The organism is Rhizobium sp. YTUHZ045 (genome assembly GCF_051124255.1).
Classification (GTDB): Bacteria; Pseudomonadota; Alphaproteobacteria; order Rhizobiales; family Rhizobiaceae; genus Rhizobium.
Genome location: NZ_CP101432.1, coordinates 2,295,519 through 2,322,466 on the forward strand (window position 1 = coordinate 2,295,519; position 26,948 = coordinate 2,322,466).

A 26,948-nucleotide genomic window follows, 5' to 3' on the forward strand; every position below is an offset into this window, starting at 1 on the left:
AGACACTTAATGGACGTGAAACAGATCCTCGAGAGGACCGAGGATGACGCCCTGGGTTCTGCGCGTCACCAGCCTTGACCGCCGATGAGCCGCATCCAATTTCTTGCAGATATGATTGAGGATCAATGCGGCAGCGCCGGGATATGGGTACTGGTCGTGCGCGTGAAAGGCCCACCCCGCCCCGTCGCGCTGGCAGCACGCGGTCAAAGCGATTATAACAGGTTACCGGCCGTTCCGCCGAAGAGGTCCGCCCATGACCAAACCCGACCCGGTGATCGAATGGCTTCTCGATTCCGACCCCTCGATCCGCTGGCAGGTGATGTGCGACTTGCTTGACGCCCCGCAGCCGGAATGGATGGCAGAGCGAGCCAAAGTGGAGACCGAAGGCTGGGGCGCAAAGCTCCTCTCCTTTCAGGACGACGATGGACAATGGGCAGGCGGCGCCTTTCTACCGGCCGATTTCGATCCTCGTGAGTGGCGCGAGCACGGCCAGCCCTGGACGGCCACGACATTTTCGCTGTCGCAACTGCGAGAGCTCGGCTTCGACCCGTCATCGGAACGGGCCAGACGCACAGTCGCATTGCTCGGTGCCAGCGCCCACTGGGAAGAAGGCGGCCAGCCTTACTGGGAGGGTGAAGTCGAGGAATGCATCAACGGCCGGACCGTCGCAGACGGCGCCTATTTCGGCATCGACGTCTCCCGCATCGTGGAGAGGCTCACCGGCGAGCGCCTCGACGACGGCGGCTGGAACTGCGAACGAGCCCGCGGTTCCCTTCGCTCCTCTTTCGCCAGCACGATCAACGTGCTGGAAGGCTTGCTCGAATTCGAAAGATCGACGGGCGGCACGCCCCAGTCTCGCGAGGCGCGCAGCACCGGCGAGAAGTTCCTGCTCGAACGCAATCTCTTCCGCCGCCTCGGCACCGGCGAACCGGCGGACGAACGCTTCCTGCGCTTCCTACACCCCAATCGCTGGCGCTACGACATCCTGCGTGCGCTCGATTATTTCCGCTCAAGCGCCATGTTGACCGGCGCCGATCCCGATCCGCGTCTCGGCGAGGCGATCGGCCACCTTCGCTCAAGGCGCTCGAACGACGGCCGATGGCTGCTGGACTGGACCCTGCCCGGGCGCGTCTGGTTCCATGTCAACGAGGCTCAAGGCCAGCCGTCGCGCTGGATCACACTACGGGCGATGCGGGTGCTCAGATGGTGGGATAGGCAGGCATCAATCAGACACTGACGGGCAAACCCAGCGAACGCAGAAAGCGCGCCTCGATCTTCTGCAGCAATTCCCAACGTACCACACGGTGAAGCGGACGACGCCGACATTAAATCGGCGAGTTCCATCTACATGCCGGCGCTCAGTCATGAAATCTTCACATCGCCCGCGCGAAGTCTCATGCATTCTATGCGCAGCAGCCGCTCCCTGCCGCTGCCGGTCCGCAGCAAGCCGCCGCTCTCTTGTTTTCTTCCGCCAGCCAGCGGTCGCGGGGCTTACAGCTTGCCGGCCGCGGCGACAACTCGACATGCACTGCGCCGGCCCGCGAAACCGGCATCGCCGCGCAATAAAGCTGCATCGGCCCCACGCCGTCGCTGACCTCGAGGGTCAATTTGGCTGAACAGTCGAGTTGAACATGCTCCGTCACCTTGCGGATGATGGAGTAAAACTTGCCGGCCGGCAGGTGAGTGCGGTCGCCTTCCTCGATATCTAACAGCTGGATGAATATCTCAGTCCATGCCTCGGGATTGGCGCCGCAATCGAGGCCCGAGAATTGGCCCGCCTTGACCTCGGTGATATGATAGCCCGGCCTCATCGGCCGGCCGTCGTAATAGAAAACCAGTGGCGCGTCCTTGTCGCCGGCGAGCGCAGTGAGCAACAGGCCGAGATTGATGTCCTCAGCATGAACTTTCGAGTTGTCGATCGCGTTCATTTGCGCTAATCCTTGTTTCAATTATTCTAGGATTATTGAAATATGGATCAACGTCAAGCCCTCGCCGCCTTCGGCGCGCTTTCGCAGGAAACGCGCCTTCATATCATTCGCATGCTTGTCGTATCGGGTCCGGAGGGATTGGCAGCGGGCATCATCGCCGAAAGAGCGGATGTTTCGCCGTCCAACGTCTCCTTCCACCTGAAGGAGCTGGAGCGAGCTGGCCTGATAACCCAGCAGCGGGAATCCCGCTCCATCATCTACACCGCCAACTACGAAGCGCTCGGCGGCCTGATCCGTTTCCTGATGGAGGACTGTTGCGGCGGAAACACGCAAATCTGCGCGCCCGCCGTCGCCATCGCCACATGCTGTGCGTCTGCAATCAAGGAGGAACTGCAATGACCGCTGACCGTGTTTACAACGTGCTCTTTCTTTGCACCGCCAATTCGTCCCGCTCAATCCTGGCCGAATCCATCCTCGAGACCGAAGGCAAGGGCCGATTCAGGGCCTATTCCGCCGGCAGCCAGCCGAAGGGCGAGGTCAATCGCCTGGCGTTGAAGGAGCTTGCGGCACTAGGTTATCCCTCGACCGGCTTCCGCTCGAAGAGCTGGGACGAGTTCGCCAAGCCCGACGCACCGGAGATGGATTTCATCTTCACCGTCTGCGACACCGCCCACGGCGAAGCCTGCCCTGTCTGGATCGGCCATCCGATGACTGCTCACTGGGGCGTCGAGGATCCGGCCGCCGTCGAGGGCAGCGAGGTCGAGAAGGGCCGCGCCTTCGCACAGGCCGCCCGCTTCCTCAAGAACCGGATCATTGCCTTCCTCAGCCTGCCGCTGTCGTCGATCGACAAGCTGGCCCTGGAGCAGCACCTGCGCCAGATCGGTGCTATGGAAGGCACGACCGCGAAACCGGCGGGGGACGGCTGATGGCGCCGTTCTTCGATCTACCACGCCGGCTGGTCGCAGAGGCGCTCGGCACCGCGATGCTTGTCGCAACCGTCGTCGGCTCCGGCATCATGGCGACATCGCTGACTGACGATATCGGCCTCGCTCTCCTCGGCAACACGCTTGCGACCGGCGCGATCCTGGTGGTTCTGATTACCACCCTTGGACCGATCTCCGGCGCGCATTTCAATCCGGCCGTCTCGCTGGTCTTCGCTATGTCGCGTTCGCTGCCGAGACGTGATCTGGGCGGCTATGTGCTCGCGCAGATCGCCGGCGGCATCGCAGGGACGATCGCCGCTCATCTGATGTTTGCGCTCCCCCTTCTGGAAATATCGAGCAAGGTCCGGACCGGCGGCGCGCAGTGGTTTTCCGAAGGTCTGGCGACCTTCGGCCTGGTCGCGGTCATTCTCGCCGGCATCAAGTTCGAGCAGAAGGCGGTGCCATGGCTGGTCGGTCTTTACATCACCGCCGCCTACTGGTTCACCGCCTCGACCTCCTTCGCCAATCCGGCCGTTGCGTTCGCCCGCTCACTGACCGACACATTCTCCGGCATTCGCCCGGTCGATCTTCCGGGTTTCTGGATCGCTGAAATCCTGGGCGCGGCCGTCGCTCTTTTTCTGTTCACCTGGCTGCTGCAGTCAGCCGAGACATCCTCATCGACCCTGCCATCAGAGGCGAAGCTATGAACGTCACCATCTACCATAATGCCGGCTGCGGCACCTCGCGCAACACGCTGGCCATGATCCGCAATGCCGGCATTGAGCCTGATATCATCGACTATGTGAACAACCCGCCATCGCGTGAGGAGCTGGCGAGAATGATCGCCGATGCCGGTCTCACCGTGCGCCAGGCCCTTCGCGAGAAAGATACGCCTTATAAGGAACTCGGCCTCGACAATCCTGATCTGACTGATGACCAGCTTCTCGACGCCATGCTGGCGCAGCCGATCCTGATCAACCGACCCTTCGTCATCACGCCCCTCGGCACGCGCCTGTCGCGACCGTCCGAGGTGGTCCTGGAAATCCTGCCGGAGACGCACAAGGGTGCCTTCACCAAGGAAGACGGCGAGAAGGTCCTGGATGCGGACGGCAAGCGCGTTATCTGAGCCGTCCAGCCTGACAGGTCCGCAATCCTACTTGACGACCGCCGAGCCTTTGACGATGTCGATCGTCTCGCCGCCATCGAGCCCGATCCGGTCGCCGTCGGGTGTCGTCATGAAGCAGCCGGAGGAACAGAGACTTTCGGAAGCGCCGGCATCGACCACGACTTCGACGCGCTGCCCACCCTCGGTGATGACGAGCACCACGGCGGCAGGATCGGTATTCGTGATGGATGCGGCATTGACCGCGGGCGCGGCAAGCAGCGGGACAAGCAGAACGGCGGCAAATCTTGCCATCATGTGCGGCGGCGCTAACGCGCCCTCCCCTCGAAAGATCGGTGCTGCCCTCGGCAGCGATCCCGATGGAAGGCATCATGCACATAGACCTGTGAATGATGGCTGAATAAGCCGTTCAGCTCTCCGCTGCGCGCCCGCGCAGCTGGCGCACCGGCCGCTCTTCTTCCTCCACCGGTCTATTCTCGGAATTCTCATGGCCGTCCGCATGCCTGACCGCATTGGGAAGGACGGGGGCAGCCTCTCGATGGATGGTAAGGTCGCTCTGTGGCAGTGGGATCTCTATGCCTTCCGCTTTGAAGCGCTTGAGAATCTCGATCCTGAGGTTGTTGCGCACCGTCAGGCCGTCGCCCATGTCGGCGAGGAAGAAGCGAAGCTCGAAATCGAGCGAATAGGGGCCGAAGCGCAGGAATTCGACATGCGGCTCGGGATTGCGCATGACGAGCGGTATCTTCGCCGTCAACTCTAAGAGAATATCCATGACCTTTTGCGGATCGGCGTCGTAGCTGACGGAAACCGGGATTTCCGAGCGACCGATCTTGTTGCGGTGCGTCCAGTTGCCGACGAGGCCGTTGATCAGTTCCGAATTCGGCACGATGATCGCCTGCTTGCGGAAAGTCTCGATCTCGGTAGCGCGCACCGAGATCCGCTTGACGATCCCTTCGGCCGTGCCGGAGACGACGTGATCGCCGACCTTGAACGGCCGCTCGACCAGCAGGATCAGGCCTGACACGAAGTTGGAGACGATGTTCTGCAGGCCGAAACCGATACCAACCGAAAGCGCTGAGGCGACAAGCGCGAAGCTCGACAGATCGATGCCGGCGGCGGAGACGCCGATAATCGCGGCAATGCCGACGCCGAGATAGCCGATACCTGTCTTCACCGAATTGCGTACGCCAAGATCGACATGGCTTCGAGCCATCACATTGCCGTCGAGCCAGCGCTGCAGCCAGCGAGTTAGCAGGTAGACGCCGGCAAACAGCAAGATGCCGGTGCAGATGCCGAGCAGCGAAATGCTGATGCCGCCGAGCTTGACCTCGGTGAACAGCCGGTAGGCGATCAGCTGCAGGTCCTGCACATGGAAGCCCCAAAGCAGCAGGATAAGCGGAATGCCGACGAGCAGCGCCACCGCATAGATGGCAAGGCCGACGAGCAGGCCAACCTGATCAATCGCCACGGGTCCGAGGTTGAAACGGCGTGTCAGGAAGCGCGCGAAGAAAGTATCGCCGAAGCTCTCCTGCCGAGATATCGCCTTGCCGGAGAGCAGACCGACATACATGGTGGCAACGACTGCGCCGGTGATGATGAGCTGTGTGGCGACGAAACGCGCCAGCCCCACATAACCCGCGAGCGCTGAAACGATCAGGGCAGTGCCGACGACGCGCAGGATGATTGCCATGCCGCGCGGCCAATGTCGGCCCGGCGCGTCGGGATCACCGTTCCTCGCCAGCATCGGCTTGCCGAAGGAGGCTACGATCAGGATGATGCCGATGATGAGCGCGGCGACCAGGCTTCTGACCACGGTCAGCACCAGCGGCGAGCCCATCGCTTCGCCGATGCTGCTGAAGAGATAGTCTAGTCCATTGATGACTGCCATCGCCAGGAGGCAATAACCGATTGAGCGCGCGCCTAGGTTGGAAAGCTTGACTAACCGCCAGCGCGGTTCGTGCGGCGCGAAGATAGCATTGACGAAGCGGCCGACGAAATAGACCAGCCCGATCGTCCCGAACAGTGCGCCGATGACAGGCGCGATGTCCGGCCGCAGCACGTTGAAACTGTTCAGGAAGAAGAAGGACGTGACGAGCAGCACCGAGAGCGCCAGGGTGCGGATCAGCGTCGACCAGAAGGCGATCGACAGCCGGCCGATATAGGACGGGTTCTCGACAGCCTCGTCCCGGCGCAGATATGAGCCGAACAGCCGGTAGCTGCCGGAAAGCAGAATGAGTGCCGAAGCGAGCGACAGGAAGATCGCCGCAAAAAGCGGGAAGCGCTTGAACTTCCAGACGAAGGTGGCCCAGCTCGACAGCGCCGTGGCAAATTCGCCAGTCTCCCGCACGAAGGCAGTCGCCGCATCGTCGAGGACGGAGACCGAGATTTCGGTGCGCTTGAAGAGCGTATCGGCAAACAGCTGCCGCCGCATCTCGATGATCTCGTTCATGAGCTTCGTCACCGCGATCGACAGGTTTTCCGCATCGCCCGTCACCGCGTTGATCTGCGCACGCTCGGCGGCGAGCGCATTCCGCTCGTCCGTGACGATCTGCGCCTCGGGAGGCTGCCCATCCTTCGGGGGCTCGCCGATCTCGGTCAGCCGGTTCTTGATCTGGTCGAAACGCGGCCTCAGGTTGACCGATATGGTGATGACGGCGCGGCTGAGCTCGTCCGCCTTGGTCGCAAGACCGACCAGCGCATCGTCATTATCGGCGTTCGCCTTGACGCTGTCCTGAAGTGAGCCAAGCTGGACCTTCGCCTTCTCGATCTCCTTCGCCGCCTGGGCGGAAGGCGTATCGACAAGCGGCGCCTCTGCTGCTGCCCCCTGCGGCTGCGGTTCCTGCGCGAAGGCTGCTGCGCTCTCGAAATGCGCACCGGCGAGCGCCAGCGTCACGAGAAGAATGGTGCGAAGCAGGATGGATCTCAGCCGCAAAAAAGCCTCCGAAAAGGTTGTCATCGAAATTGAATGCTCGCTTTTCATCGCAAAGAAAGGCGACAGAAAGGCGGGAGATGCCTAAAGCGCCCTGCCCACCGAGCTTGTCCATGCCGCGCTCATTCGTCCAAACAGCTCAGAACCCTGCATCGGGCTTGGAGAGATAGTCGAGTTCTGCTGCCGTCGATTCCCGCCCGAGCATGGCATTGCGGTGAGGAAAGCGCCCGTGGGCGGCGATTACCTCGCGGTGACGGATCGCATAATCGAGATATTCCTCGTCACCGAGCGCGGTGAACAGGGCCACCGAACGGTCCTGCTCGTCGAGGTTCTCGGCGTGTTCGAAGGGCAGGTAGAAGAAGGTCCGGCAAGCATGTTCAACCGCTTGGTCGGCACCGGCCGCAAGCGCAAGCTTGGCTTCCCGAAGGGCGAGCCCGTCGGTAGCAACGGCAAGCCCCGTGCCGCGATAGATGTTGCGGGGAAACTGATCGAGCACGATGACGGCCGCCAGCCGGCTCACCGGATCGGCCCGCCATTCATCGCCGACGCCCGCGGCAAGCGCCAGATGCGTATCGCGGAAAACATCCCGGATCTCGACATCGAGTTCCCGCGGGGGGCGAAACCATAGGTCGCGGCCACATCGAACGAACCAGAAATCGTAGACTTCGCGAGGTGTGCGGATCGTTGTCATGCTTTCCTCCCGCCGCGTTAGGTTCGATGACGTTATGCCGGCAAGCTCTAGTAAAAATAGGACAAGGTGTGCCTGCGGCACCCTCATCCGCCCTACGGGCACCTTCCCCGTTGGGGAGAAGAGGGAGTTGAGACGTTGCCGCCAATCTCTTCTCCCCAGAGGGGGCCGAAGGACGGGTCGAGACCCGTGGCTCGACCCCGGTCGTCGGTGCCGGCAGCCAGATGAGAGGGCCGCAGGCACACACCCTTCATCGTGACCTTCCACCTCTACCTACTTCTCCTCATGCAACGAAAACACCAGCATCGCCCTCGTCCCATCATGCCCGGGATCGTAAGCGAAATCCGATTTCAAGCTCGCGGCCATCGCCGTCAAAATCCGTGTGCCGAGGCCCGTTCCCCTCGCCGAGTTCTCTGGCGCAAACCCCGCTCCGTCATCTTCGACGATCAGGCGCAATTCGCCGTCGATCTGATCGACAACAACGCGGATCTCGCCTGAGACGCCGTCGGGATAGGCATATTTGAAAGCATTGGTGACGAGTTCACTGACGATCAACCCGAGCGTGATCACCTTGTCGGTCGCCAGATTGACCGGTTTTGCGGTCAGCACGATACGGTGCGGCCGCTTGTCGTCGCGCATCGAAGCTTCAAGCTCGGTCAGCAGGCTGTCCAGATATTCATCGACCTGCACCGAGCCGACCTGGCGGTTGGTGTAGAGCCGGCGATGCACGCTGGCGATCGCATTGATGCGCATCTGCGTCTCGTGCAGTGCGTCGATCGCCACCTGGTCCTTGGTCATGGAAGATTGCATGCGGATCAGCGCGCCGACGAGGCCGAGGCTGTTGGCGATGCGGTGGTTGACTTCGGCAAGCAGCATTTCGGCATGGTCGCGCTGCTGGCGGATCACCTCCTGCGCCTGCGCCGTCTCGCGGCGGAAGCGGGCCCGCTCCAGCGCCTGTTCGAGGGCGGCGGCGAGCAGGTCGAAATAATCGGCCGAAATCCCCTTTAGCATGTAGTCATCGGCACCCGCCTTCAGCGCCGCGACCGCAATGCTGGTGTCGTCCGACCCCGTTGCATAGATGACCGGCGGATGATCCGGCACGGATGTGATGCAGGGCAGAATGTCAAGTCCGGTCTCGCCGCTCAGGAGATGATCGAGCACGACCGCATCGATGCCGCCTTCGGCGATCCGCGCCAGGCCGGCAGCACCACTCTGCGCCCACTCGACCGAAAAGCCGCAGCGCGCTAGGTTTTTCTGCATCAGGAGCGCGAGCCCCTCGTCGTCGTCGATATAGAGGATGTGGATCAGGGCATCCGCATCGCCGCTAGAATTGCTCATTCCGTCTCCCGGCGTTCTCTCTAAGCAACGACCGCCCGCAAGCGTCCGAGTCGTCGGCATGAGCACTGTCGTATTGCATTGACCGCCTGAGGTAAACATCGCTCATCGCTCGCTCTTGTCGCAGGCGACGTTAGCGCTTCTTGAATTTCCGGTGGCCGGAAACTTCGGCGCCCGCCTCCTTCGGCAATTGCAGAAAGCGCAGCGACGAGACGATGCCGATTGCGCCGACCACGACGAAGGCCCATCGGAAATCGGCCATGACGGGATTGTCAGCACCTCTGAGAGCAGAGGAAATATTGAGCACGGCGGCTGCCACCGCAACGCCGAGCAGCATCGACATCTGCTGCAGCATGCTCGACAGCGTCGATGCCGAGCTTCGCTGCGCCGGGCCGATATCGGCAAAGGCGAGCGTGTTCAGCGCCGTGAATTCCATCGACCGCGACAGGCCGGCGAGAAAGAGCAGCGCATGGATGAAAAACGGCGGCGTGTCAGGCGTCAGGAAACCGCAGGCAACGATCGAAAGCGCGGCAATCAGTCCATTGAGCCCGAGAACGGTGCGGAAGCCAAAGAAGCGTAAGAGCGGTGTCGTCACCGCCTTCATGCTGAAATTGCCGAGAAAATAGACGAGCAGATAGGTGCCGGCGGCAATCGAGCTCAGTCCGAAGCCGAGCTGGAACAAGAGAGGCAGAAGGAAAGGCGTCGCATTGATGGCCGTTCGGCAAGCCGTGCCAGCCGAGAGCGTCGACATCGAAAAGGTCTGGACGCGGAAAGCCGAAAGATCGAGCAGCGGATTGTCGACGGCAAGGAAATGCCGCGTCGCCATAACCGATAATACGACGCCGGCCGCCAGCATCGAGATGACCGGCCAAATCCCGCCTTCCCATTTGACCGAAAGCTCCAAGGCCGCGAGCAGCAGGGTCAATCCCGCCGCGCTCAGGACAAAGCCGAGAATATCCAGCCGGCCGGGATCGGCCTCCCGCTGTTCGGGCACGAAGCGCAGCACCAGCCCCATGCCGACGATGCCGATCGGAATATTGATCAGGAAGTTCCAGTGCCAGCTGGCATAGGTGGTGATGAAGCCGCCGAGCACAGGGCCGACCACGGGCGCCGTCAGCGCCGGCCAGGTGATGAGCGCAATCGCCTGGACGAGTTCGGACTTGCGGGCATTCTTCAGCACGATGATGCGCCCGACCGGCGTCATCAGCGCGCTCCCTGCCCCCTGCAGCGCCCGCCACAGCACGAATTCTGTGAGGCTGCCGGAGAGCCCGCAGAACAGCGAGGCGCCGGTGAAGACGCCGATCGACACCAGGAAGACGCGGCGCGCGCCGAAACGATCGCCGAGCCAGCCCGACAGCGGAATGAAGGCCGCCATCGTCAGCATGTAGACGGTGATGCCGATGCTCATCGACACCGGCTGCACGCCGAAGCTTGCCGCCATCTGCGGCAGCGAGGTGGCGACGATCGTGCCGTCAAGGATCTGCATGAAGAAGGAAACGGCAACGACTAGCGCCACGATTTTCGCCTGGCGGCCGTCCGCCGCCTTTTGCCCCTGCTCGCTCGTCTCTGCCGTCGTCATGGATCTGCCAATGAAATTCCGGATGACGCGGCAGGAAGCGGGAAGGAAGCCGATCGGAGATCTGCCGCGCGGGGGGAGCGCGGATGAACCACGCATTGGCTGAATACGCCCGTTGCATCAGGCGGGAAAGGCTAAATCTTGCACTGCCCCGGAATTTTCCCGACGGGGCCGACCCAGAAAAAAGAAAAGGCCTCACCGGAGGCGAGGCCAAGTTTGAACCGCTCCCGGGAAAACAGGAGCGGCGTCGAGGTCCATACCCTGCGGTCCATCCGCCAGCGAGGCCGGATTTCGTCGTATCGGTACGCCTGCACGGGAAATTTTCACGAGTTGCCAGGAGATCGGTCGAAACCCGGCCGGCAGCACCTGTGCGCCGCAGTAACTAATATCACTTGCAATGTTTATAAAATGCGCTATCACTAAACACATTGCTAAACATGATGATTGAGGAGTTCATGTGAGCATTCTCTGAAACGGGTGAACATGCGACGCCGGTGGGGAGCCGGTCTTGGTTCTGGGAGGAACTTATGCAGAAAACATCGAAAGCCCTTTTGGGGCTGGCCACGGCGTTCGTCATGTCGTCGGCATTGCCCAATCTCGCCAAAGCCGATGAACTTACGCTGTGCTGGGCCGCATGGGACCCTGCCAATGCACTCGTTGAGCTCTCGAAGGACTTCACCGCCAAGACAGGCACGCAGATGAAGTTCGAGTTCGTTCCCTGGACGAGCTACGCCGATCGCTTCCTTAACGAGCTGAATTCTCACGGCAAACTCTGTGACCTCATCATCGGCGACAGCCAGTGGATCGGCGGCTCGGCCGAGAACGGCCATTACGTCAAGCTGAATGACTTCTTCGACAAGGAAGGCATCAAGATGGATGACTTCGTGCCGGCGACTGTCGTCGGCTACTCGGAATGGCCGAAGAACACGCCGAACTATTGGGCGTTGCCCGCCATGGGCGACGTCGTCGGCTGGACCTACCGCAAGGACTGGTTCGAAAAGCCGGAACTCCAGAAGGAATTCAAGGCGAAATACGGCCACGATCTCGCAGCTCCGAAGACCTATGATGAGCTGAAGCAGATCGCCGAGTTCTTCCAGAAGCGCGAGATCGACGGCAAGACCGTCTATGGAGCCTCGATCTATACCGAACGCGGGTCCGAAGGCATCACCATGGGCGTCACAAACGTCCTGTACGACTGGGGTTTCCAATACGACAACCCGAAGAAGCCCTACGAGATGGAAGGCTTCGTCAACTCGGACGATGCGGTCAAGGGCCTCGAATTCTACAAGTCGCTCTATGACTGCTGCACGCCGCCCGGCAGCTCCAACGTCTACATGGTCGAATCCGCCGACGCCTTCAAATCCGGCCAGGTCGCCATGCAGATGAACTTCGCCTTCACCTGGCCCGGCCTCTACAAGGACGAGAAGGTCGGCGGCGACAGGATCGGCTTCTTCCCCAATCCGGCGGAGAAGGCGCATTTCGCCCAGCTCGGCGGTCAGGGGATCTCGGTGGTTTCCTATTCCGACAAGCGCGACGCCGCCCTGCAATACATCAAATGGTTCGCACAGCCTGAGGTGCAGGCCAAATGGTGGGAACTCGGCGGCTTCTCGTGCCTGAATTCCGTCGTCAACGCGCCTGAGTTCGCCAAGAGCCAGCCCTATGCCCAGGCTTTCCTGGACTCGATGGCGATCGTCAAGGACTTCTGGGCCGAGCCAAGCTACGCCTCGCTGCTGCAGGCCATGCAGAAGCGCGTCCATAACTACGTCGTCGCCGGCAACGGCACTGCCAAGGAAGCGCTCGACGGCCTGGTGAAAGACTGGAGCGACGTCTTCAAGGACGACGGCAAAATCTAGTGCCTGACGGGACTGGTGGCATCCCTCTGCGCGCCATCCTCACCAGGATGGCGGCCCGGATCGGCAGACGAGCCGGGCCGCCGGATCTTTCATAGCCGAAAAGACCGGGTGAAAACTTGACCATTTCCCATCCCTCCATTGTCGAGAAAGCCGCCGACGCGACAGCAAGGGCAACGCCCGCCTCGTTTGCCCGGCGCGTCCGCGGCCTCTCCGACAGGGCGATCGCCTGGCTGTTCATCGCGCCTGCCATCACCCTGCTCCTGGCGATCAACATCTTCCCGCTCATCTGGGCGGTCTATCTCTCCTTTACCAATTACCGCGCCAACCGGCCGAATGCGCCGGTCCTGGGCGTCGGCCTTGGAAATTACGAACGCGTTCTCAACGATCCCGATATATGGCAGGCGATGCAGACCACCGCCCATTTCGTCTTCTGGACGATCCTGCTGCAGACGGTGATCGGTTTTTCGCTCGCCTACCTGATCGACCGCAAGTTTCGCGGCCATGCCTTCTGGACGACGATTATCCTGATTCCGATGATGCTGTCGCCCGCCGTGGTCGGCAACTTCTGGCGCTTTCTCTACGAGCCGCAGATCGGCCTCTTCGCCTATGCCGTCTCGCTGGTGTCGGGCATTCCGACATCCGATGTGCAGATGCTCGGCAATGTCTCTCTGGCGCCCTGGGCGATCATCATCGTCGATACCTGGATGTGGACGCCTTACGTGATGCTGATCTGCCTCGCCGGACTGCGCTCGATCCCCGATTATATCTACGAGGCGGCCGAGGTCGATCGTGCATCGCCCTGGCGTCAGTTCTGGTCGATCACCGTGCCGATGGCCCTGCCCTTCATCATGCTCGCGGTGCTTTTCCGCGGCATCGAGAATTTCAAGATGTTCGACATGGTGACGCTGCTGACCGGCGGCGGACCGGGCTCGGTCACCGAGGTCGCCTCGATAACGCTGAAACGCGCCGCGTTCGAAAGCTGGGCGACCGGCCGGGCCTCGGCCTTCGCCATCGTCCTCTTCGTCGCGGTGTTCGGCCTCGCCAACATCTACGTCAAGGCATTGAACAAGGTGAAGCAAAGATGAGCGCCGCCAACTCCGCCCATTCGGTCGTCGAGCCGAGCCTCGCCAGCAAGCGCATCGCCGGCACGATCGTCGTCCTCTATGCGCTGATCACCCTCATCCCGCTCGTTTGGATCTTCCTGACCAGCATCAAATCGCCGCCGGATTCGATCAGCTATCCCCCGAAGATCGTCTTCACGCCGTCGCTCGAAGGCTATTGCAATCTCTTCACCACGCGCACGCGGCAGACACCTGATTACATCGCCTCGCTGCCGGCGCCGGTCGGCACCTGCGATGAGGTGACGCGCAAGCGCAACATGGTGATCGCAGGCCCGTCAAACTTCCTGCCGCGCTTCGTCAACTCGCTTGTCATCGCCTTCGGCTCCACCTTCCTGGCGGTCTTCCTCGGGACGCTCGCCGCCTACGGCTTCTCCCGCTTCAGGGTGCCGCTCGCCGACGACCTGCTGTTCTTCATCCTGTCGACGCGCATGATGCCGCCGATCGCCGTCGCCATCCCGATCTACCTGATGTATCGCGAGCTCGGCCTGTCGGACACGGCGCTCGGCATGATCCTGCTCTATACCGCCGTCAACGTCTCGCTCGCCGTCTGGCTGCTCAAGGGCTTCATCGACGAGATCCCGCGCGAATACGAGGAGGCGGCGATGATCGACGGCTATACGAGGCTGCAAGCCTTCCGCAAGGTCGTGCTGCCGCAGGCGACCACTGGCATTGCCGCGACTGCGATCTTCTGCCTGATCTTCGCCTGGAACGAATATGCCTTCGCCGCCCTTCTCACCTCGGGCGAGGCCCAGACCGCGCCGCCTTTCATCCCGACGATCATCGGCGAAGGCGGGCAGGACTGGCCGGCGGTCGCCGCCGGCACGACGATCTTCCTGATCCCGATCCTCGTCTTCACTATTCTCCTGCGCAAGCAGCTGCTGCGCGGCATCACCTTCGGAGCCGTCCGCAAATGAGCCACCTGATCGAGACACGCACCCGCACCCCTGCCCGCCCGAAACGGCCATTCTTGCTGCGCCGCGGTCCGATGGAGAATATCGCCACCGTGCTGATCGGGCTCGGCTTCCTGATGCTGTTCCAGCCCTTCCTGTTGGTGCTCTACACCTATTCGCTGGTGACCCTGCTGATCGGCACCGTCATGTTCATCATCGTCTCGAAATTCCCGGAGTAAACCATGGCGGACATCCGGATCGAAAATCTCCGCAAAGAATTCGGCAACTTCGTCGCCGTTGAGAATTCGACCTTCAGCGTCCATGACGGCGAGTTCCTGGCGCTGCTCGGGCCTTCCGGCTGCGGCAAGACGACGACGCTTCGCATGATCGCCGGCCTCGAGTTGCCCTCGAGCGGCAAGATTCATCTCGACGGCGAGGACGTCACCTTCAACCGCGCCAGCGCCCGGGACATCGCCTTCGTCTTCCAGCTCTTTGCGCTCTACCCGCATATGAATGTGCGCAAAAACATCGGCTTCCCGCTGCTGTCGCAGGGCATGCCGAAGGCCGAGATCCGTCAGCGCGTCGACGAGACCGCCCGCCTGCTGCAGATCGACCATATTCTCGACCGCTCGGTCTCGGGCCTTGCCGGCGGCGATCGGCAGCGCGTGGCGCTCGGCCGCGCCATCGTCCGCCGCCCGAAATGTTTCCTGATGGACGAGCCGCTCGGCACGCTTGATGCCGAGTTCCGCGAGATCATGGTCCACGAGCTCCGCGAGCTTCACAACCGCATCCATGCCACCACCGTCTACGTTACCCACGACCAGCACGAGGCGATGGCGATGGCCGATAAGATCGCCGTAATGAACCATGGCGTCATCGAGCAGTTCGGCACGCCGCAGGAGATCTATGCCAAGCCGGCGACCATGTATGTCGCCGATTTCATCGGCTCGCCGCCGATGAACTTCATGCGCTTCACCTCCGGCCTGAAGAGCGGCGACACATCCATCCTGCTCGACGGCGTCAATGTCGCCGTTCCCGAGATTCATCAGGACATGGCAGAAAGCGAACTGGCGCTCGGTGTCAGGCCCGAGCATATCCGCTTCAGCGACGCCTCGCCCCTTCGCGGCGCCGTCTATGGCAGCGAATATCTCGGCACCAACCAGGTTGTTGCCGTGGAAACCCCGGGCGGTCTGATCAAGGCCCGCGTTCCCGCCAGTCGCAGTTTCCGGATCGGCGAGACCGTCGGCCTCGAATTCAATCCGGCGAACCTCGCGCTCTTCGACTGCGTCTCGGGCCGCGCGGTGCCATCCCAGCTCTATAAGGAGACCCGGCATGGCTGATGTCGTCCTCAGAAATCTCAGCAAGCGCTTCGGCGACACCCAGGCTCTTGATGGGCTCGATCTTTTTATACGCGACGGCGAGTTCGTCGTGCTGCTCGGTCCCACAGGCGCCGGCAAGACCACGACGCTCAGGCTGATCGCCGGGCTTGAAAGACCCGACAGCGGCCGCATCGAGATCGGTGGCCGCAACGTCGCGGCCGAAGCGCCGGCGGGGCGCGACGTCGCCTTCGTCTTCCAGCAATATTCGCTCTATCCGCACATGACGGTTTACGAGAACCTCGCCTTCCCGCTGAAGGCGCCGGTGCGCAAGCTGAGTGCGGAGGAGATCGACCGGCGCGTGCGCGAGGTCGCGCGCATGGTCCGCATCGACCACAAGCTCGAAAACCGCTCGACCAGGCTCTCCGGCGGCGAGATGCAGCGCGTCGCGATTGGCCGGGCGCTGGTGCGCCGGCCGGCGATCTATCTGATGGACGAACCGCTGTCCTCGCTCGACGCCAAGCTGCGCGCCGAACTGCGCCTGGAGCTGAAGCGCATCCAGAAGGAGCTCGGTTCGACGCTGCTCTATGTCACCCACGACCAGGTGGAAGCCATGACCATGGCCGATCGCATTGGCATCGTCGCCGAGGGCCGGCTGATGCAGGTGGGAACGCCGCGCGAAATCTACGGCAATCCCGCCAACCTGCATGTCGCCGCCCGCCTCGGCCAGCCGCACATCAACCTTCTGCCGGCGGATCTGCTGCCGGGCGGCCGTCCGCCCTCCGGCACCAAAACCGTCGGCGCCCGCACCGAACATCTCGACATCGTCGTCGGCAAGGATGCCAATGCCGAGGTCGACTGGATCGAGCATCTCGGCGACCAGAACCATCTGCATATCCGGGTGGCCGATCCCAAGCAGCCTGCGCGGGATCACAAACTCGTCACACTCGCGGATCCATATCTGGCGATCGCGCCGGGCGACCGCATCAGCCTGACGCTGCGCGATCCGCTTTATTTCGATGCGGCTGGACAGCGCCTGTCGTGACCGGCAAACAAAATGATGATGGCATGAAAAACAAACGGACGGGTCTCAACCGATGAAACACTTCTTCAACCGCAGGGAAACCATCGTCACCGAAGCTCTGGACGGCCTGCTTCTGACGACGAGCAGCGGCCGTCTCGCCCGTCTCGACAGCTTTCCCGACATCAAGGTGATCCTGCGTGCGGACTGGGACAAGTCCGAGGTCGCAATCATCTCGGGCGGCGGCGCCGGCCATGAACCCTCCCATGCCGGCTTCGTCGGTAAGGGCATGCTGACGGCGGCCGTCTCCGGGGAGATCTTCGCCTCGCCGAGCGTCGATGCGGTGCTGACGGCGATCCGCGCCGTGACCGGCCCGAAAGGCGCCCTGCTGATCGTCAAGAACTATACCGGCGACCGCCTGAATTTCGGCCTTGCCGCCGAAAAGGCGCGCGCCGAGGGCTTCGACGTCGAAATGGTTATCGTCGCCGACGACATCGCCATTCCCGGCATCAACCAGCCGCGCGGCGTCGCCGGCACTCTGTTCGTCCACAAGATCGCGGGCTATCACGCCGAAAGAGGCGAGGAGCTGAAGACGGTCGCGGCCCACGCCTCGGCTGCTGCTGGCGATATCGTCTCGCTCGGCATGTCGCTCTCGACCTGCAGCGTGCCCGGCCAGGCGCATGAGGATCGCCTCGGCGCTGAAGAAGGCGAACTCGGCCTCGGCATCCATGGCGAACCCGGCGCCGAGCGCATCGCGCTGCAGCCGGTAGCCGATATCGTCGCCACCATGGCGGCGCGCCTGACCCCTGCCTTGCGCGAAGGGGCAGACCACGCCCTCCTCATCAACAATCTCGGCGCCGTGCCGCCGCTCGAAATGACCGTCATCGCCAAGACAGTGCTGTCCTCGCCGCTTGGCCGCCACATCAGGCTGATCGTCGGCCCGGCGCCGATGATGACCGCGCTCAACATGAACGGCTTCTCGCTGTCGCTGATCCGGCTGGATGCCGTGCGCGAAGCGGCGCTGACGGCAGTGGTCGAGCCGCATGCCTGGATGCCGGCCGTCGAACGCCACGAGATCAGGGTTATCGCCGCGCCGAGAACTGCGAGCCACTTGAACGGCGCAGCCACACCAGGCGAGAACAGCCGCAACCGACGCCTGATCACGGCACTCTGCGAGCACCTGATCGAACAGGAAAACGAACTCAACCGGCTGGACGGCCGCGTCGGCGACGGCGATACCGGCTCGACGGTGGCGTCAGGCGCCCGCAGCGTGCTCGCCCGCCTCGACACGTTGCCGCTCGATAAGCCGGCGGCAACGCTTGCCTCGCTCGGCGACATCCTCGGCACCAGCATGGGCGGATCGAGCGGCGTGCTGCTGTCGATCTTCTTCACCGCCGCGGCAAAGGCGATGGCCGATAAAGCCGATATATCAGCAGCACTTCTTGCCGGGCTCGACAGGATGACGTTCTATGGAGGAGCAGGAGTCGGCGACCGGACGATGGTCGATGCACTCTCGCCTGCCCTGCAGGCGCTCGCGTCAGGCGATATCGCTGCCGCGGCAAGGGCAGCGGCATCAGGCGCGGAGTCGACGAAGACGATGACGAAGGCGAGAGCCGGACGCGCCTCCTATGTCGGCGAAAGGGATCTCGCGGGTGTCGCCGATCCCGGCGCGGTCGCGGTCGCCGGCGCGTTCGGCGTGGCGGCAAGCCTCGCCTGACCGGGTAAAGTTCGAAAGCCCGCGGGAGACGGGCGTCAGGGAGGAAGGCAGTGCAGGCGGAACCGGTGCTTGTGGCAGAACTGATCGAAGTGTGCCGTGCGACGATCGCGGAAAACGCCGATCACCTCTGCGCACTCGATCGCGCCATCGGCGATGGCGATCACGGAACCAATATGCAGCGTGGCTGCGAGGCGGTGAGCGCCGAGGGCGAAAGCCTGTCCAGCCTGCCCTTCCCCGACGCCGTGGAAAAGATCGGCCTGACGCTGGTGATGAATGTCGGCGGGGCGGCCGGTCCGCTCTACGGCACGCTGCTAATCGAGATCGGCCGCGAGCTTCGCAAAAACGAGGAGAAGGTCGATTTTTCCTTGGTGCTGAAGCAGGCGATTGACGCCGTAGCAAGGCGCGGGCGGTCGCACGCCGGCGACAAGACGCTGCTCGACGTGCTCTATCCCGTCCATGCCGCGGTGGCCAAGCGGTCACCGCTCGGTGACGTCGCCCGAAAGGCCGAACGCTCTGCCAACAGGACCGCCGCGATGAAGGCGATGCGCGGACGAGCCGCCTATCTCGGCGACCGCTCGATCGGCCATGTCGATCCCGGCGCGTCGAGCTGCGCGCTCTTGACCACGGCGATCTGCCGCTACCTCGGGGAGCGTCACCCCCAATGAATGAAAGGACCGGCATGAATGGAAAGACCGCAAACGTGGGCATTGTGATCGTCTCCCACTCGCCATTGGTGGCAAGGGGCATCGCCGACATGGTGCGGCAGATGGTCGGTGACTGCGTGCCGCTCGCCTGGTCTGGCGGCAATGTCCATGGCGAGCTCGGCACCGATGCCGGCGGTATCCTCAAGGCGATCGAGGCCGCCTGGTCAGATGCCGGCGTCGCCGTCTTCGTTGATCTCGGCGGCGCCGAGACCAACAGTGAGATGGCGATCGAAATGCTCGGCCTTCCCCGTTCGGCGCTCGTCTCCATCTGCAACGCCCCGCTCGTCGAAGGCGCGGTCATCGCCGCCGCCGAAGCCTCAGGGGGCGCGTCGCTTGCCAAGGTCGTCGCCACGGCAGAGGAACTGTCGCCCTGATGACGAACCGATTGCGTGGTGAAAAACAGGAGCCCGATCAATTGCACCTGAACTGCCAGACGGAGGTGGAAGTCAAGCACGGCGTCGGGCTGCATGCCCGCCCCTCCGTCACCTTCACGCGCCTTGCCAAATCTTTCCCCTGCTCGATCGAGGTCGCCGTCAACGGCAGCGACGTCTGGCTGAACGGCAAGAGCATCATCAAGATTATGGGCGCGAGAATCCGCAAAGGTTCGATCCTCAGAATACGGGCGGACGGCATTCTCGCCGAAGAGGCGATCCGTGCCCTAAAGGACCTCATCGAGCGCAACTTCGATGAGGATAAGAAACATGGCAGAACCGCTTAGGCTGAAAGCAAAGAGCGCATCCCCGGGAATCGCATCCGGCCCTGCCTTTCTCGCGGAAAAGCCGGGGGCTGCTGCCACGCCCGAGACCGCCGGCGGCTACGGCGCGCTTGAGAAGGCGATCGATATCTCGATCGGCGAACTCGAGCGCCTCGCCGAGGGCGCCGATGCAGAAAGCCGCGATATCATTGATTTCCAGATCGAGGTGCTGCGCGATCCGACGATCGCGGAAGCAACGGGCGCGCGCATGCGAGCCGACGAGAATGTCGTCTTCGCCTGGGTCGCCACGCTCGACGCCTATATCGGCGAACTCGAAACGGCCGACGAGGAACAGATGCGAGCGCGCGCCATCGACATTCTCGACATCAAGAACCGCGTGCTAGGCGCCCTGGCCGGCACCCCGGTCGCCGATTTCCCGCCCGGCTCGGTCTTCGTCGGCAAGGATATGGAGCCGAGCCGCTTCCTCGCCCATGACTGGTCGAAGGGCGGTGGTATCGCGTTGTTTGCAGGCAGCGCCGCCGGCCACGTCGCCTTGCTCGCCCGGGCAAAATCGGTGCCGATGGTGGTCGGCACAGGCCGTTTTTCAGTGGCGGACCGCGATCCTGTCGGCGTCGATGGCGACGCCGGCGTCGTCATTCTCAAGGCAGGCGGCATGCTGATCCCGCCGCTCGCGCCAGCCGGCGACACCAAGACCGAAAGCCGCGAACTGCGCACGGCGGACGGCGTACCGATCCTTGTCTCCATTAATATCAACGACCCCGCCGAGATCGATGCGCTCGATCCGGCAACGGCGGGCGTTGGCCTGATGCGCTCGGAATTTTCAGTCACCTCGATCGCCGATGCCGCCAATGAGGAACGCCAGCTGGCGATCTATCGCCGCGTGCTGGAGCAGGCGGGCGAAAAGCCGGTGATCATAAGAATGCTGGATATCGGCGGCGACAAGCCGCTTGCCGGCCTCGAAGACCTGCAGGCTCTGGAGCCGGGCTTGCGCGGCATCCGGCTGCTGCTTGCCCGGCCGGAAATCGCCCGCGTCCAGGCCCGCGCCCTGCTGCGCGCCGCCGTCTTCGGCAAGCTCTCGGTGATGCTGCCGATGGTGACCTTTCCCGACGAGATCGACCGGATGCGCGAACTGTTCCGCGAGGAAGCCGAAAAACTCGGCCGCCGCGCCCTGCTGCATCGGATGCCGCCGATCGGCATGATGGTGGAGGTGCCATCTGCCGCATTGATGCTTGACACTTTCGGATCGGCGGCATTCTTCTCCTTCGGCACCAACGACCTCACGCAGTATCTCGCCGCCTCCGCCCGTGACGGCGACGAGGCCGATGCCGGCAAGGCGGCACCTGCCGTGCTGCGGCTGATTGCGCAGGCGGTAAAGCTTGCCGGCGGCAGGCCCGTCAGCATCTGCGGCGACATGGCCGGCGATCCCCACTATCTCCCGGGGCTGCTTGCTGCCGGCCTTCGGCATTTTTCCGTGGCGCCGGCCCGCCGTCCCGCGATAAGATCGGCGATAATAGGCCTCAACGCCGATGGCACAAGGGCAGCCGGAGAGTAGGATGGCGCGCGAAGACACCGAAGACGCCATAATCGCCTACAAGTCCATTCTGGCGCAGATCATCGACAATAGGCCGTCCGGCACGCGCCAGCGTCTGGCCACGGCGCTCGGCAAGCACCGCAGCTTCGTCACGCAGATCACCAGCCCGACTTATGCGACACCGCTGCCGGCGCGCCATCTCGCGACAATCGTGCGCGTCTGCCACTTCAGCGCCGCCGAAGAAGAACGCTTTCTCGAAGCCTATCAGGCCGCCCATCCCGGCAAGCTCCCGGATCTCGGCCATTCCGAGAAATTGCGGCACTTGTCGCTGATGGTGCCCGACTTCGGCGACGACAGGAAAAACCGCCTCCTGGAAGAGGCGATCTCCGATCTGGTGCAGAAGATCGTCGCGATATCAGGGGCGAGCGAGCAGTGAAGAGTGAGCGAACTGACGTAGCGTAATGTTTTTGGCCTTGGGAGGGGCTTGATGAAGAAGTTCATGAACACCGCGGAAACCATGGTCGCCGAAAGCGTCGAAGGCTTTGTGCGCGCCCATGAGGCCTTGGTGGTGTTCGGGGCCGAGCGCAAATGCGTCCGCCGCCGCCAACTGACATCAGGCAAGGTGGCGCTGATATCAGGCGGCGGCGCCGGCCACGAGCCGATGCATATTGGCTTCGTTGGCCAGGGCATGCTGGACGCCGCCTGCGTCGGCCACATCTTCACCTCGCCGACGCCCGCCCAGATCATTGCCGCCATCGAAGAGACCGATACCGGCGCCGGCTGCCTGCTCGTGGTCAAGAACTATGATGGCGACCTGATGAATTTCGAAATGGCGATCGAGATGGCCGGTGACCGCCACGGCCTCGACATGATCGTCGTCAGCGACGATATCGAGACGTCGAGAACAGGCGAAGGCCGTGGCCGGCGTGGCGTTGCGGGGACGCTGATTGTCGAAAAGATTCTGGGTGCCGCCGCTGAACGCGGCATGCCGCTCGCCGAATTGAAGCAGCTTGGCGAGAGGTTGAACACCCGCATCCGCTCGATGGGGGTCGCGCTGAACGGCGTGACGGTGCCGCAGACCGAGCGCACGACGTTTTCGCTCGGATCCGACGAGATGGAAATGGGCGTCGGAATCCACGGTGAGCCCGGCCATGCCAGGCAGCCGTTCACCGCCGCGGACGCCATCATCGGGCAACTTTGCGAGACCATCATCGCCGACATCACGGTCACGCCGGGTGCCCGGGCGCTGCTCTTCATCAACGGCCTCGGCGGCACGCCGCCTGCCGAACTCTACCTCGCCTATGCCTCTGCCCGCCGTGTCATCGAGGAGATAGCCGTCCCGATCGAGCGCTCGCTTGTCGGAACCTACGTCACCTCGCTCGACATGCAGGGCCTGTCCGTCACCCTCGCCTTACTGAGCGACGAGGAGATCGCGCTCTGGGACGCACCGGTGGCGACGGCGGCTTTGCGCTGGCCGTGACCGCCTTCCCACATCAGATGTAGAGCGGCGCCATCTTGCGCCAGGCCCCGGCGCTGTGGGCGCGGCCGTCCCAGACATGCAGCTGGTGGCGAATGTTCTTTTCGCCCAGCAGCCGGCTGAGATAGCGGTTATTGCCGAGGAAGGGATCGGCATCGCCGATGGTCAGCACGATGTCGATCTCGCGTAGCCGGTCGAGCCGCCAGTCGGTGCCGAGCCCCGGCAGAAAATGCGTCGGCGTGTGGAAGTAGACGCTGTCGTCGTAGTAGCCGTCGAACAGGTCGCCGAAGACTTCCACCTTCGTCGTCAGGTCGTATCGGCCGGAAAAGGCGACGAGCTTGCGGAAGAGATGCGGGTGGCGGAAGACGAGGCTCGCCGCCTGGAAGGCGCCGAGGCTGCATCCATGCATGATGGTACAATCGTGCGGATTTTTCGCCGCCATCAGCGGCAGCACCTCGTGGAGGATGTAATCTTCCAGCGCCGCATGCCGACGAATGCGCTCGGCCGGATGATGGTGGAAGCCGTAGAGGCTGTCGGCGGCCAGGCCCTCGATGCAACAGAGCTGGATGTGGCCGGCCGAGAGCTTGTCGGCAAGGCTCGCGACCAGGCCGAGCTGTTCATATTCGAAGAAGCGCCCTTCCCGCGTCGGAAACACCAACACCTTGGCGCCGGCATGTCCGAACACCAAGATCTCCATCTCCCGATGCAGGCGCGGACTGTACCAGCTGAGATATTCGCGGTTCATGTCACCCTGAAGAACTGTCCGATCTTGTCGCGAAGCGCCGCCTCTTGTTCAGCGCCTCCAGGGTAATCGAAATGACCGGCGTCCAGGATGAAGGTTTCATTATATTTCCGTATCGCATTTGCGACAGCGAACTGGCAGGGCGGCGCAACGGCAGGATCGAAAAGCGCCACCGCCGTCAGCATCGGCACGTCGATCCGTTGCGCCGCGGTCGCTGCATCGTAGAAGCGCAGCGTCTCCAGCACGTTGCCGTGGTCGGCCTGATATTCCTGCACCGACTGCGCGCTGCCGACACTCGGCAGCTTCAGTCGCAGCGGCTGGTGGCCGAAGCTCGGAAGCGCCAGATGCCCGCGATCGATGCGCTCGTCGTAGGCGATCGCCATCGCCCCGACACCGCCGCCAAAGCTAATGCCGCTATAGCCGATATGGCCGGAGAGCCAAGGATAGAGCGCAACGAGCGTCGAGACAGCAAGCCATATATCCTCGACGCAGCCGCCGATAATATAGGCGTCCCGCTTGTCGATATCATGCAGCACATGCCAGGACGGGTTCTCTGAAATCGGCGGATGCCTGCTCAGCGACAGCCCCCGGCAGCAGGGAAAGATCACCGCCGTTTCCTCGACCGGCAGATTGAAGTCAGGCTGATCCCGCCCGCCATACCCATGCCCGACGACGAGACCTCGCTTCACTTGCCCCTCGCGCGGCAACAGCAGCCAGCCGCCGATCTTGAACGCATCGGTCGAGAGATAGACGAGATCGAGCACGTGCCAGTCGGGATGGCTGAGCTTGCTGCGGGAAAGCACCGGCTGCGGATCGACATCAAGCGCCTTCAGATACCGTGCCTCCCAAAACGCATCGAAGCCTGCAGGCTCTTCCGGCGGTTTGATCGCCAGAAGCTCTTCGAGCCGCATGCCGTAGGTCGGGTCGAAGGCGAAGGGATGTGTCTTGGGAATGCTCATCCGGGCTTTGTCGCGTGAAAGGGCTGGCGGCGCAAGGGTTGGGCGGCACCGGTCGATGAAAGCTGCCCGTTGCACAAGGTGTCTCCCGCCCCCAAAGGCCTGGGCGCTGTCCCTCAAGGAATCGGGCAGTGGTATTTATACTGAGCCATGGTGGTCATCAGCTCGTCGCCGGTCGCCTCGCGTATGCCGGGATTCTCTTCCAGGAAGGTGCACAGCGTGTTGCCGACTGCTTGCGCCGTGGTTCCCTCGGGAATACAGACGTTGACACCGACGGCGATTGCAAAATGCGCCGAATTCACCATCCTGCTGGGTCTGGGAGCGGCCTCGGTAAAAATGCGGCGGGCGAGATATTCGTCACTATTCCATTTGTCCAACCAACCCGCGACATAGCCGACGACAAACTGCCGGGACCCGTGGCAGTCGGAATAGAGAACTTCCCCGCCGGACAATCCGGCGGGAATCTTAGCTGAAGCCGTTGCCAACAACGTGGCGATAAGAATGCCCGACATCGCGTCTCCCCAAGTCTCAATGGCGCGGAGCTTCGATCGGCAAGATGTCGGAAATTAGCTTAAAACGTGTCTTCTTTTTTGCCGCAACCAAAAACACATAGCTGCGAGTCCCACGTTACCCTCAATTGAAACGGCTGACCTCGAGCCCATTGCCACAGGCAGCAGTACGCTCGATATCCCCGGCTTCGCACGCACCGCTTCGCCGTAGCGTCTCACATCCTCGCCGCCGGGCCGGATCATGTTGTCAGCGACGATGAGCGCGCCCGGATTGAGCTTGGGATAAAAGGCATCGAGGCAGGGAAGGTAGAGATCCTTCCAGAGATCCACCAGCACGAAATCGATACCCGCCGATAGCTCCCCGATCAACTCGACGGCATCGCCGACTTTGAAGTCGCTATGATCGGCAAGCCCCGCCTTGACGGCCATGTCGCGTGCAAAGGCCGATTTGTAGCCGTGCATTTCCATGGTGATCAGCCGGCCGCCGGAAGCGCGCGCGGCTTCCGCCAGCCAGATGCCGGAATAACCGAAGGACGTGCCGAGTTCGAGGATGGTCGGCGCCTTCAGGCTTTTGGCGAGAATATTGATGAACTGACCGGTCTCGGGGCCGACGGCGCGCAGCCGCTGGTCCTGGCCTCCGTCGCGCCCGCCCGGCGGAAGCTCGCGTGGACCGTTGCGCTCCGTCTCGATCATTTCGTGATAGATGTCGAGTACTTGGCTGATCCGGCTGTCCATGTCCCTGCCCTGTCTTGCTGGTTGACTGGCCGACATTGCCCGAGCGCATCGGCTGCCGAAAGTTAAACTTCGGCAATAATCGGCTTTGATGGTTCCCGAGCCGTTGCGCATCCCGCTGCGGTCGGCTACACCAAGCCCGTCAATGGCCGGGCAATCCCGGCCACGTAAGCGTTAACGTCACTCAACGCGTATGATCGAACGGCTTTGCGGCTTCGATCTGCGCGACTGTGTCCTGCGGATCGAGCCTTGAAAGCTCCTGAGGACACATGGACAGCAACTATCTCAACGAACAGGCATCCCCGGCTCCCGGCATCGAGCGCATCCGCCACGACACGCGGCGGCGTTCGCTGACTGTCGAAAGCGTCGTCGATATCACTCCCGGCATGCGCCGCATCACGCTCAGCGGCGACGAGCTTGCCGACTTTATCAGCCTGGCGCCCGACGACCACATCAAGATCTTCCTTCCCACCGCCGATGGCGGCGAAGAACGCCGGGACTACACACCGCGCCGCTATGACAATGCCGAGCGGAAATTGACCATCGATTTCGCCTTGCACGAGGCGGGCCCGGTGACGCAATGGGCGCTCGGCGCCCGCCCCGGCGACAGGCTCGAAATCGGCGGCCCGCGCGGCTCGCAGGTCATCTCGGAGAGCGTCAAACGCTGGCTGCTGATCGGCGACGAAACGGCGCTGCCGGCAATCGGCCGCCGCATCGAGGAAAGCTCCGAGGGAACCGTCATCACCGCCCTTGCCGCCGTCACCGGCCCGCTGGAAGAGCAGACCTTCGAAACCCGCGCCGAACTCGATCTCCGCTGGGCGCATCGGCCTCTATCGGAGGCAACCAGCGCCGCGGCACTCCTCAAACTGCTGCACAAGGTCGATATACAGCCGCAGACCTTCATCTGGATCGCAGCGGAAGCCTCGGTGACACGCGATATCCGCGCCTATCTGCTGACCGAACGAGGCTATCCGCTCCCCTGGATCAAGGCGTCCGGCTACTGGGTTTTCGGTAAGGCCGACGCCACGGAGAAATTCGGCTGAGGCGAAGCGCGTCCGATTGGACGCGCCGCGTGTTACTCTTGCGGAAATACGCGTCGAAAGCTTGCGATTTAATCGGGTACGATATATATGTAACTCTGACATTCACCAAGCTGGACAGG

The 26,948-nt window shown here is 62.7% G+C and carries 28 protein-coding genes and 1 pseudogene; 19 read left to right on the forward strand and 10 right to left on the reverse strand.

Annotated elements, in window-relative coordinates; genetic code table 11:
- Positions 1–253: 253 nt before the first annotated feature.
- Entirely contained in the window at positions 254–1,237 is a 984-nt protein-coding gene (locus tag NMA58_RS11640) for a squalene cyclase (RefSeq protein ID WP_434710080.1), read from the forward strand.
- A 166-nt stretch (positions 1,238–1,403) separates the two neighbouring features.
- Here NMA58_RS11640 and NMA58_RS11645 read toward each other — a convergent pair whose 3' ends face one another.
- Positions 1,404–1,928 (reverse strand): DUF6428 family protein, encoded by a 525-nt coding sequence (locus NMA58_RS11645; protein WP_183704406.1) that lies wholly within the window; start codon positions 1,926–1,928, stop codon positions 1,404–1,406.
- Positions 1,929–1,970: 42 nt separating this feature from the next.
- On the opposite strand from NMA58_RS11645, the gene NMA58_RS11650 reads away from it, so the two are divergent.
- From NMA58_RS11650 to arsC, 4 genes are read left to right on the forward strand one after another with little or no spacing between them, the layout of a single operon-like run.
- Positions 1,971–2,327 carry an ArsR/SmtB family transcription factor gene (locus tag NMA58_RS11650; protein WP_085778501.1) on the forward strand — a complete coding sequence of 119 codons (357 nt, stop codon included), beginning with the start codon at positions 1,971–1,973 and terminating at the stop codon, positions 2,325–2,327.
- Entirely contained in the window at positions 2,324–2,854 is a 531-nt protein-coding gene (locus tag NMA58_RS11655) for an arsenate reductase ArsC (protein WP_434710083.1), read from the forward strand. The genes NMA58_RS11650 and NMA58_RS11655 overlap by 4 nt, the downstream gene beginning before the upstream one ends.
- Positions 2,854–3,558, forward strand: a complete 705-nt coding sequence (locus NMA58_RS11660; RefSeq protein ID WP_434710085.1) for an MIP/aquaporin family protein — start codon at positions 2,854–2,856, stop codon at positions 3,556–3,558. Before NMA58_RS11655 ends, NMA58_RS11660 begins: the two co-directional genes overlap by 1 nt.
- The gene (gene arsC / locus NMA58_RS11665) at positions 3,555–3,977 is read left to right on the forward strand and encodes an arsenate reductase (glutaredoxin) (RefSeq protein ID WP_434710087.1); all 423 of its coding nucleotides are present in this window, start codon (positions 3,555–3,557) and stop codon (positions 3,975–3,977) included. The genes NMA58_RS11660 and arsC overlap by 4 nt, the downstream gene beginning before the upstream one ends.
- 27 nt (positions 3,978–4,004) lie before the next feature.
- Here arsC and NMA58_RS11670 read toward each other — a convergent pair whose 3' ends face one another.
- The 5 genes from NMA58_RS11670 to NMA58_RS11690 all read right to left on the reverse strand — a co-directional run bounded on the left by NMA58_RS11670 (position 4,005) and on the right by NMA58_RS11690 (position 10,505).
- Positions 4,005–4,271 (reverse strand): hypothetical protein, encoded by a 267-nt coding sequence (locus NMA58_RS11670; protein ID WP_085778505.1) that lies wholly within the window; start codon positions 4,269–4,271, stop codon positions 4,005–4,007.
- A gap of 112 nt (positions 4,272–4,383) precedes the next feature.
- A complete protein-coding gene (locus NMA58_RS11675) occupies positions 4,384–6,906 on the reverse strand; it encodes a mechanosensitive ion channel domain-containing protein (protein ID WP_434710089.1) in 2,523 nt (840 codons plus the stop codon).
- A gap of 136 nt (positions 6,907–7,042) precedes the next feature.
- Entirely contained in the window at positions 7,043–7,594 is a 552-nt protein-coding gene (locus NMA58_RS11680) for a DUF924 family protein (protein ID WP_434710091.1), read from the reverse strand.
- A gap of 270 nt (positions 7,595–7,864) precedes the next feature.
- Positions 7,865–8,929: a histidine kinase dimerization/phosphoacceptor domain -containing protein gene (locus NMA58_RS11685; protein WP_434710093.1), complete on the reverse strand. Its 1,065-nt coding sequence runs from the start codon at positions 8,927–8,929 to the stop codon at positions 7,865–7,867.
- 130 nt (positions 8,930–9,059) lie between these two features.
- Positions 9,060–10,505: an MFS transporter gene (locus NMA58_RS11690; protein WP_434710095.1), complete on the reverse strand. Its 1,446-nt coding sequence runs from the start codon at positions 10,503–10,505 to the stop codon at positions 9,060–9,062.
- 524 nt (positions 10,506–11,029) lie between these two features.
- Here NMA58_RS11690 and NMA58_RS11695 point away from each other — a divergent pair.
- From NMA58_RS11695 to dhaK, 13 genes are all read left to right on the forward strand, one after another.
- The gene (locus tag NMA58_RS11695) at positions 11,030–12,355 is read left to right on the forward strand and encodes an ABC transporter substrate-binding protein (RefSeq protein ID WP_183704423.1); all 1,326 of its coding nucleotides are present in this window, start codon (positions 11,030–11,032) and stop codon (positions 12,353–12,355) included.
- Positions 12,356–12,471: 116 nt separating this feature from the next.
- The gene (locus NMA58_RS11700) at positions 12,472–13,440 is read left to right on the forward strand and encodes a carbohydrate ABC transporter permease (protein ID WP_183704425.1); all 969 of its coding nucleotides are present in this window, start codon (positions 12,472–12,474) and stop codon (positions 13,438–13,440) included.
- Entirely contained in the window at positions 13,437–14,390 is a 954-nt protein-coding gene (locus NMA58_RS11705; protein WP_434710098.1) for a carbohydrate ABC transporter permease, read from the forward strand. The genes NMA58_RS11700 and NMA58_RS11705 overlap by 4 nt, the downstream gene beginning before the upstream one ends.
- The gene (locus NMA58_RS11710) at positions 14,387–14,605 is read left to right on the forward strand and encodes a hypothetical protein (RefSeq protein ID WP_085778512.1); all 219 of its coding nucleotides are present in this window, start codon (positions 14,387–14,389) and stop codon (positions 14,603–14,605) included. Before NMA58_RS11705 ends, NMA58_RS11710 begins: the two co-directional genes overlap by 4 nt.
- 3 nt (positions 14,606–14,608) lie before the next feature.
- On the forward strand, positions 14,609–15,706 hold the full coding sequence (locus NMA58_RS11715; RefSeq protein WP_183704429.1) for an ABC transporter ATP-binding protein: 1,098 nt from the start codon (positions 14,609–14,611) through the stop codon (positions 15,704–15,706).
- Complete coding sequence (locus tag NMA58_RS11720) at positions 15,699–16,727, forward strand: ABC transporter ATP-binding protein (RefSeq protein WP_183704431.1); 1,029 nt, start codon at positions 15,699–15,701, stop codon at positions 16,725–16,727. Before NMA58_RS11715 ends, NMA58_RS11720 begins: the two co-directional genes overlap by 8 nt.
- A 52-nt stretch (positions 16,728–16,779) precedes the next feature.
- On the forward strand, positions 16,780–18,420 hold the full coding sequence (locus NMA58_RS11725; protein WP_434710101.1) for a dihydroxyacetone kinase subunit DhaK: 1,641 nt from the start codon (positions 16,780–16,782) through the stop codon (positions 18,418–18,420).
- Positions 18,421–18,470: 50 nt separating this feature from the next.
- Entirely contained in the window at positions 18,471–19,085 is a 615-nt protein-coding gene (gene dhaL / locus NMA58_RS11730; RefSeq protein ID WP_434710103.1) for a dihydroxyacetone kinase subunit DhaL, read from the forward strand.
- 14 nt (positions 19,086–19,099) lie between these two features.
- Positions 19,100–19,498, forward strand: coding sequence for a dihydroxyacetone kinase phosphoryl donor subunit DhaM (gene dhaM, locus NMA58_RS11735; protein ID WP_037175071.1), 399 nt, complete (start codon positions 19,100–19,102; stop codon positions 19,496–19,498).
- On the forward strand, positions 19,498–19,842 hold the full coding sequence (locus tag NMA58_RS11740) for an HPr family phosphocarrier protein (RefSeq protein ID WP_434710105.1): 345 nt from the start codon (positions 19,498–19,500) through the stop codon (positions 19,840–19,842). Before dhaM ends, NMA58_RS11740 begins: the two co-directional genes overlap by 1 nt.
- A complete protein-coding gene (locus NMA58_RS11745; protein ID WP_434710107.1) occupies positions 19,826–21,391 on the forward strand; it encodes a putative PEP-binding protein in 1,566 nt (521 codons plus the stop codon). The genes NMA58_RS11740 and NMA58_RS11745 overlap by 17 nt, the downstream gene beginning before the upstream one ends.
- Position 21,392: 1 nt before the next feature.
- A complete protein-coding gene (locus NMA58_RS11750) occupies positions 21,393–21,806 on the forward strand; it encodes a hypothetical protein (RefSeq protein ID WP_008535099.1) in 414 nt (137 codons plus the stop codon).
- A 51-nt stretch (positions 21,807–21,857) separates the two neighbouring features.
- Positions 21,858–22,850, forward strand: coding sequence for a dihydroxyacetone kinase subunit DhaK (gene dhaK / locus NMA58_RS11755; protein WP_434710109.1), 993 nt, complete (start codon positions 21,858–21,860; stop codon positions 22,848–22,850).
- 13 nt (positions 22,851–22,863) lie between these two features.
- On the opposite strand, the gene NMA58_RS11760 is transcribed toward dhaK, so the two are convergent.
- The 4 genes and pseudogenes from NMA58_RS11760 to NMA58_RS11775 all read right to left on the reverse strand — a co-directional run bounded on the left by NMA58_RS11760 (position 22,864) and on the right by NMA58_RS11775 (position 25,789).
- Entirely contained in the window at positions 22,864–23,592 is a 729-nt protein-coding gene (locus NMA58_RS11760; RefSeq protein WP_434710111.1) for an esterase family protein, read from the reverse strand.
- Entirely contained in the window at positions 23,589–24,548 is a 960-nt protein-coding gene (locus tag NMA58_RS11765; protein ID WP_434710113.1) for an acetylxylan esterase, read from the reverse strand. Before NMA58_RS11765 ends, NMA58_RS11760 begins: the two co-directional genes overlap by 4 nt.
- Before the next feature lie 113 nt (positions 24,549–24,661).
- A complete protein-coding gene (locus NMA58_RS11770) occupies positions 24,662–25,057 on the reverse strand; it encodes a hypothetical protein (RefSeq protein ID WP_434710115.1) in 396 nt (131 codons plus the stop codon).
- Positions 25,058–25,178: 121 nt separating this feature from the next.
- Positions 25,179–25,789: pseudogene (locus tag NMA58_RS11775) on the reverse strand (O-methyltransferase).
- Between the two features lie 266 nt (positions 25,790–26,055).
- On the opposite strand from NMA58_RS11775, the gene NMA58_RS11780 reads away from it, so the two are divergent.
- The gene (locus NMA58_RS11780) at positions 26,056–26,829 is read left to right on the forward strand and encodes a siderophore-interacting protein (RefSeq protein ID WP_434710117.1); all 774 of its coding nucleotides are present in this window, start codon (positions 26,056–26,058) and stop codon (positions 26,827–26,829) included.
- Positions 26,830–26,948 lie beyond the last annotated feature (119 nt).

Excerpts from the sequence above, each read along its gene's own strand:
- NMA58_RS11640 (WP_434710080.1), top strand. The coding sequence starts at position 254 with ATGACCAAACCCGACCCGGTGATCGAATGGCTTCTCGATTCCGACCCC.
- NMA58_RS11645 (WP_183704406.1), bottom strand. The coding sequence starts at position 1,928 with ATGAACGCGATCGACAACTCGAAAGTTCATGCTGAGGACATCAATCTC.
- NMA58_RS11650 (WP_085778501.1), top strand. The coding sequence starts at position 1,971 with ATGGATCAACGTCAAGCCCTCGCCGCCTTCGGCGCGCTTTCGCAGGAA.
- NMA58_RS11655 (WP_434710083.1), top strand. The coding sequence starts at position 2,324 with ATGACCGCTGACCGTGTTTACAACGTGCTCTTTCTTTGCACCGCCAAT.
- NMA58_RS11660 (WP_434710085.1), top strand. The coding sequence starts at position 2,854 with ATGGCGCCGTTCTTCGATCTACCACGCCGGCTGGTCGCAGAGGCGCTC.
- arsC (WP_434710087.1), top strand. The coding sequence starts at position 3,555 with ATGAACGTCACCATCTACCATAATGCCGGCTGCGGCACCTCGCGCAAC.
- NMA58_RS11670 (WP_085778505.1), bottom strand. The coding sequence starts at position 4,271 with ATGATGGCAAGATTTGCCGCCGTTCTGCTTGTCCCGCTGCTTGCCGCG.
- NMA58_RS11680 (WP_434710091.1), bottom strand. The coding sequence starts at position 7,594 with ATGACAACGATCCGCACACCTCGCGAAGTCTACGATTTCTGGTTCGTT.
- NMA58_RS11685 (WP_434710093.1), bottom strand. The coding sequence starts at position 8,929 with ATGAGCAATTCTAGCGGCGATGCGGATGCCCTGATCCACATCCTCTAT.
- NMA58_RS11690 (WP_434710095.1), bottom strand. The coding sequence starts at position 10,505 with ATGACGACGGCAGAGACGAGCGAGCAGGGGCAAAAGGCGGCGGACGGC.
- NMA58_RS11695 (WP_183704423.1), top strand. The coding sequence starts at position 11,030 with ATGCAGAAAACATCGAAAGCCCTTTTGGGGCTGGCCACGGCGTTCGTC.
- NMA58_RS11705 (WP_434710098.1), top strand. The coding sequence starts at position 13,437 with ATGAGCGCCGCCAACTCCGCCCATTCGGTCGTCGAGCCGAGCCTCGCC.
- NMA58_RS11710 (WP_085778512.1), top strand. The coding sequence starts at position 14,387 with ATGAGCCACCTGATCGAGACACGCACCCGCACCCCTGCCCGCCCGAAA.
- NMA58_RS11715 (WP_183704429.1), top strand. The coding sequence starts at position 14,609 with ATGGCGGACATCCGGATCGAAAATCTCCGCAAAGAATTCGGCAACTTC.
- NMA58_RS11720 (WP_183704431.1), top strand. The coding sequence starts at position 15,699 with ATGGCTGATGTCGTCCTCAGAAATCTCAGCAAGCGCTTCGGCGACACC.
- NMA58_RS11725 (WP_434710101.1), top strand. The coding sequence starts at position 16,780 with ATGAAACACTTCTTCAACCGCAGGGAAACCATCGTCACCGAAGCTCTG.
- dhaM (WP_037175071.1), top strand. The coding sequence starts at position 19,100 with ATGAATGGAAAGACCGCAAACGTGGGCATTGTGATCGTCTCCCACTCG.
- NMA58_RS11740 (WP_434710105.1), top strand. The coding sequence starts at position 19,498 with ATGACGAACCGATTGCGTGGTGAAAAACAGGAGCCCGATCAATTGCAC.
- NMA58_RS11745 (WP_434710107.1), top strand. The coding sequence starts at position 19,826 with ATGGCAGAACCGCTTAGGCTGAAAGCAAAGAGCGCATCCCCGGGAATC.
- NMA58_RS11750 (WP_008535099.1), top strand. The coding sequence starts at position 21,393 with ATGGCGCGCGAAGACACCGAAGACGCCATAATCGCCTACAAGTCCATT.
- dhaK (WP_434710109.1), top strand. The coding sequence starts at position 21,858 with ATGAAGAAGTTCATGAACACCGCGGAAACCATGGTCGCCGAAAGCGTC.
- NMA58_RS11760 (WP_434710111.1), bottom strand. The coding sequence starts at position 23,592 with ATGAACCGCGAATATCTCAGCTGGTACAGTCCGCGCCTGCATCGGGAG.
- NMA58_RS11765 (WP_434710113.1), bottom strand. The coding sequence starts at position 24,548 with ATGAGCATTCCCAAGACACATCCCTTCGCCTTCGACCCGACCTACGGC.
- NMA58_RS11770 (WP_434710115.1), bottom strand. The coding sequence starts at position 25,057 with ATGTCGGGCATTCTTATCGCCACGTTGTTGGCAACGGCTTCAGCTAAG.
- NMA58_RS11780 (WP_434710117.1), top strand. The coding sequence starts at position 26,056 with ATGGACAGCAACTATCTCAACGAACAGGCATCCCCGGCTCCCGGCATC.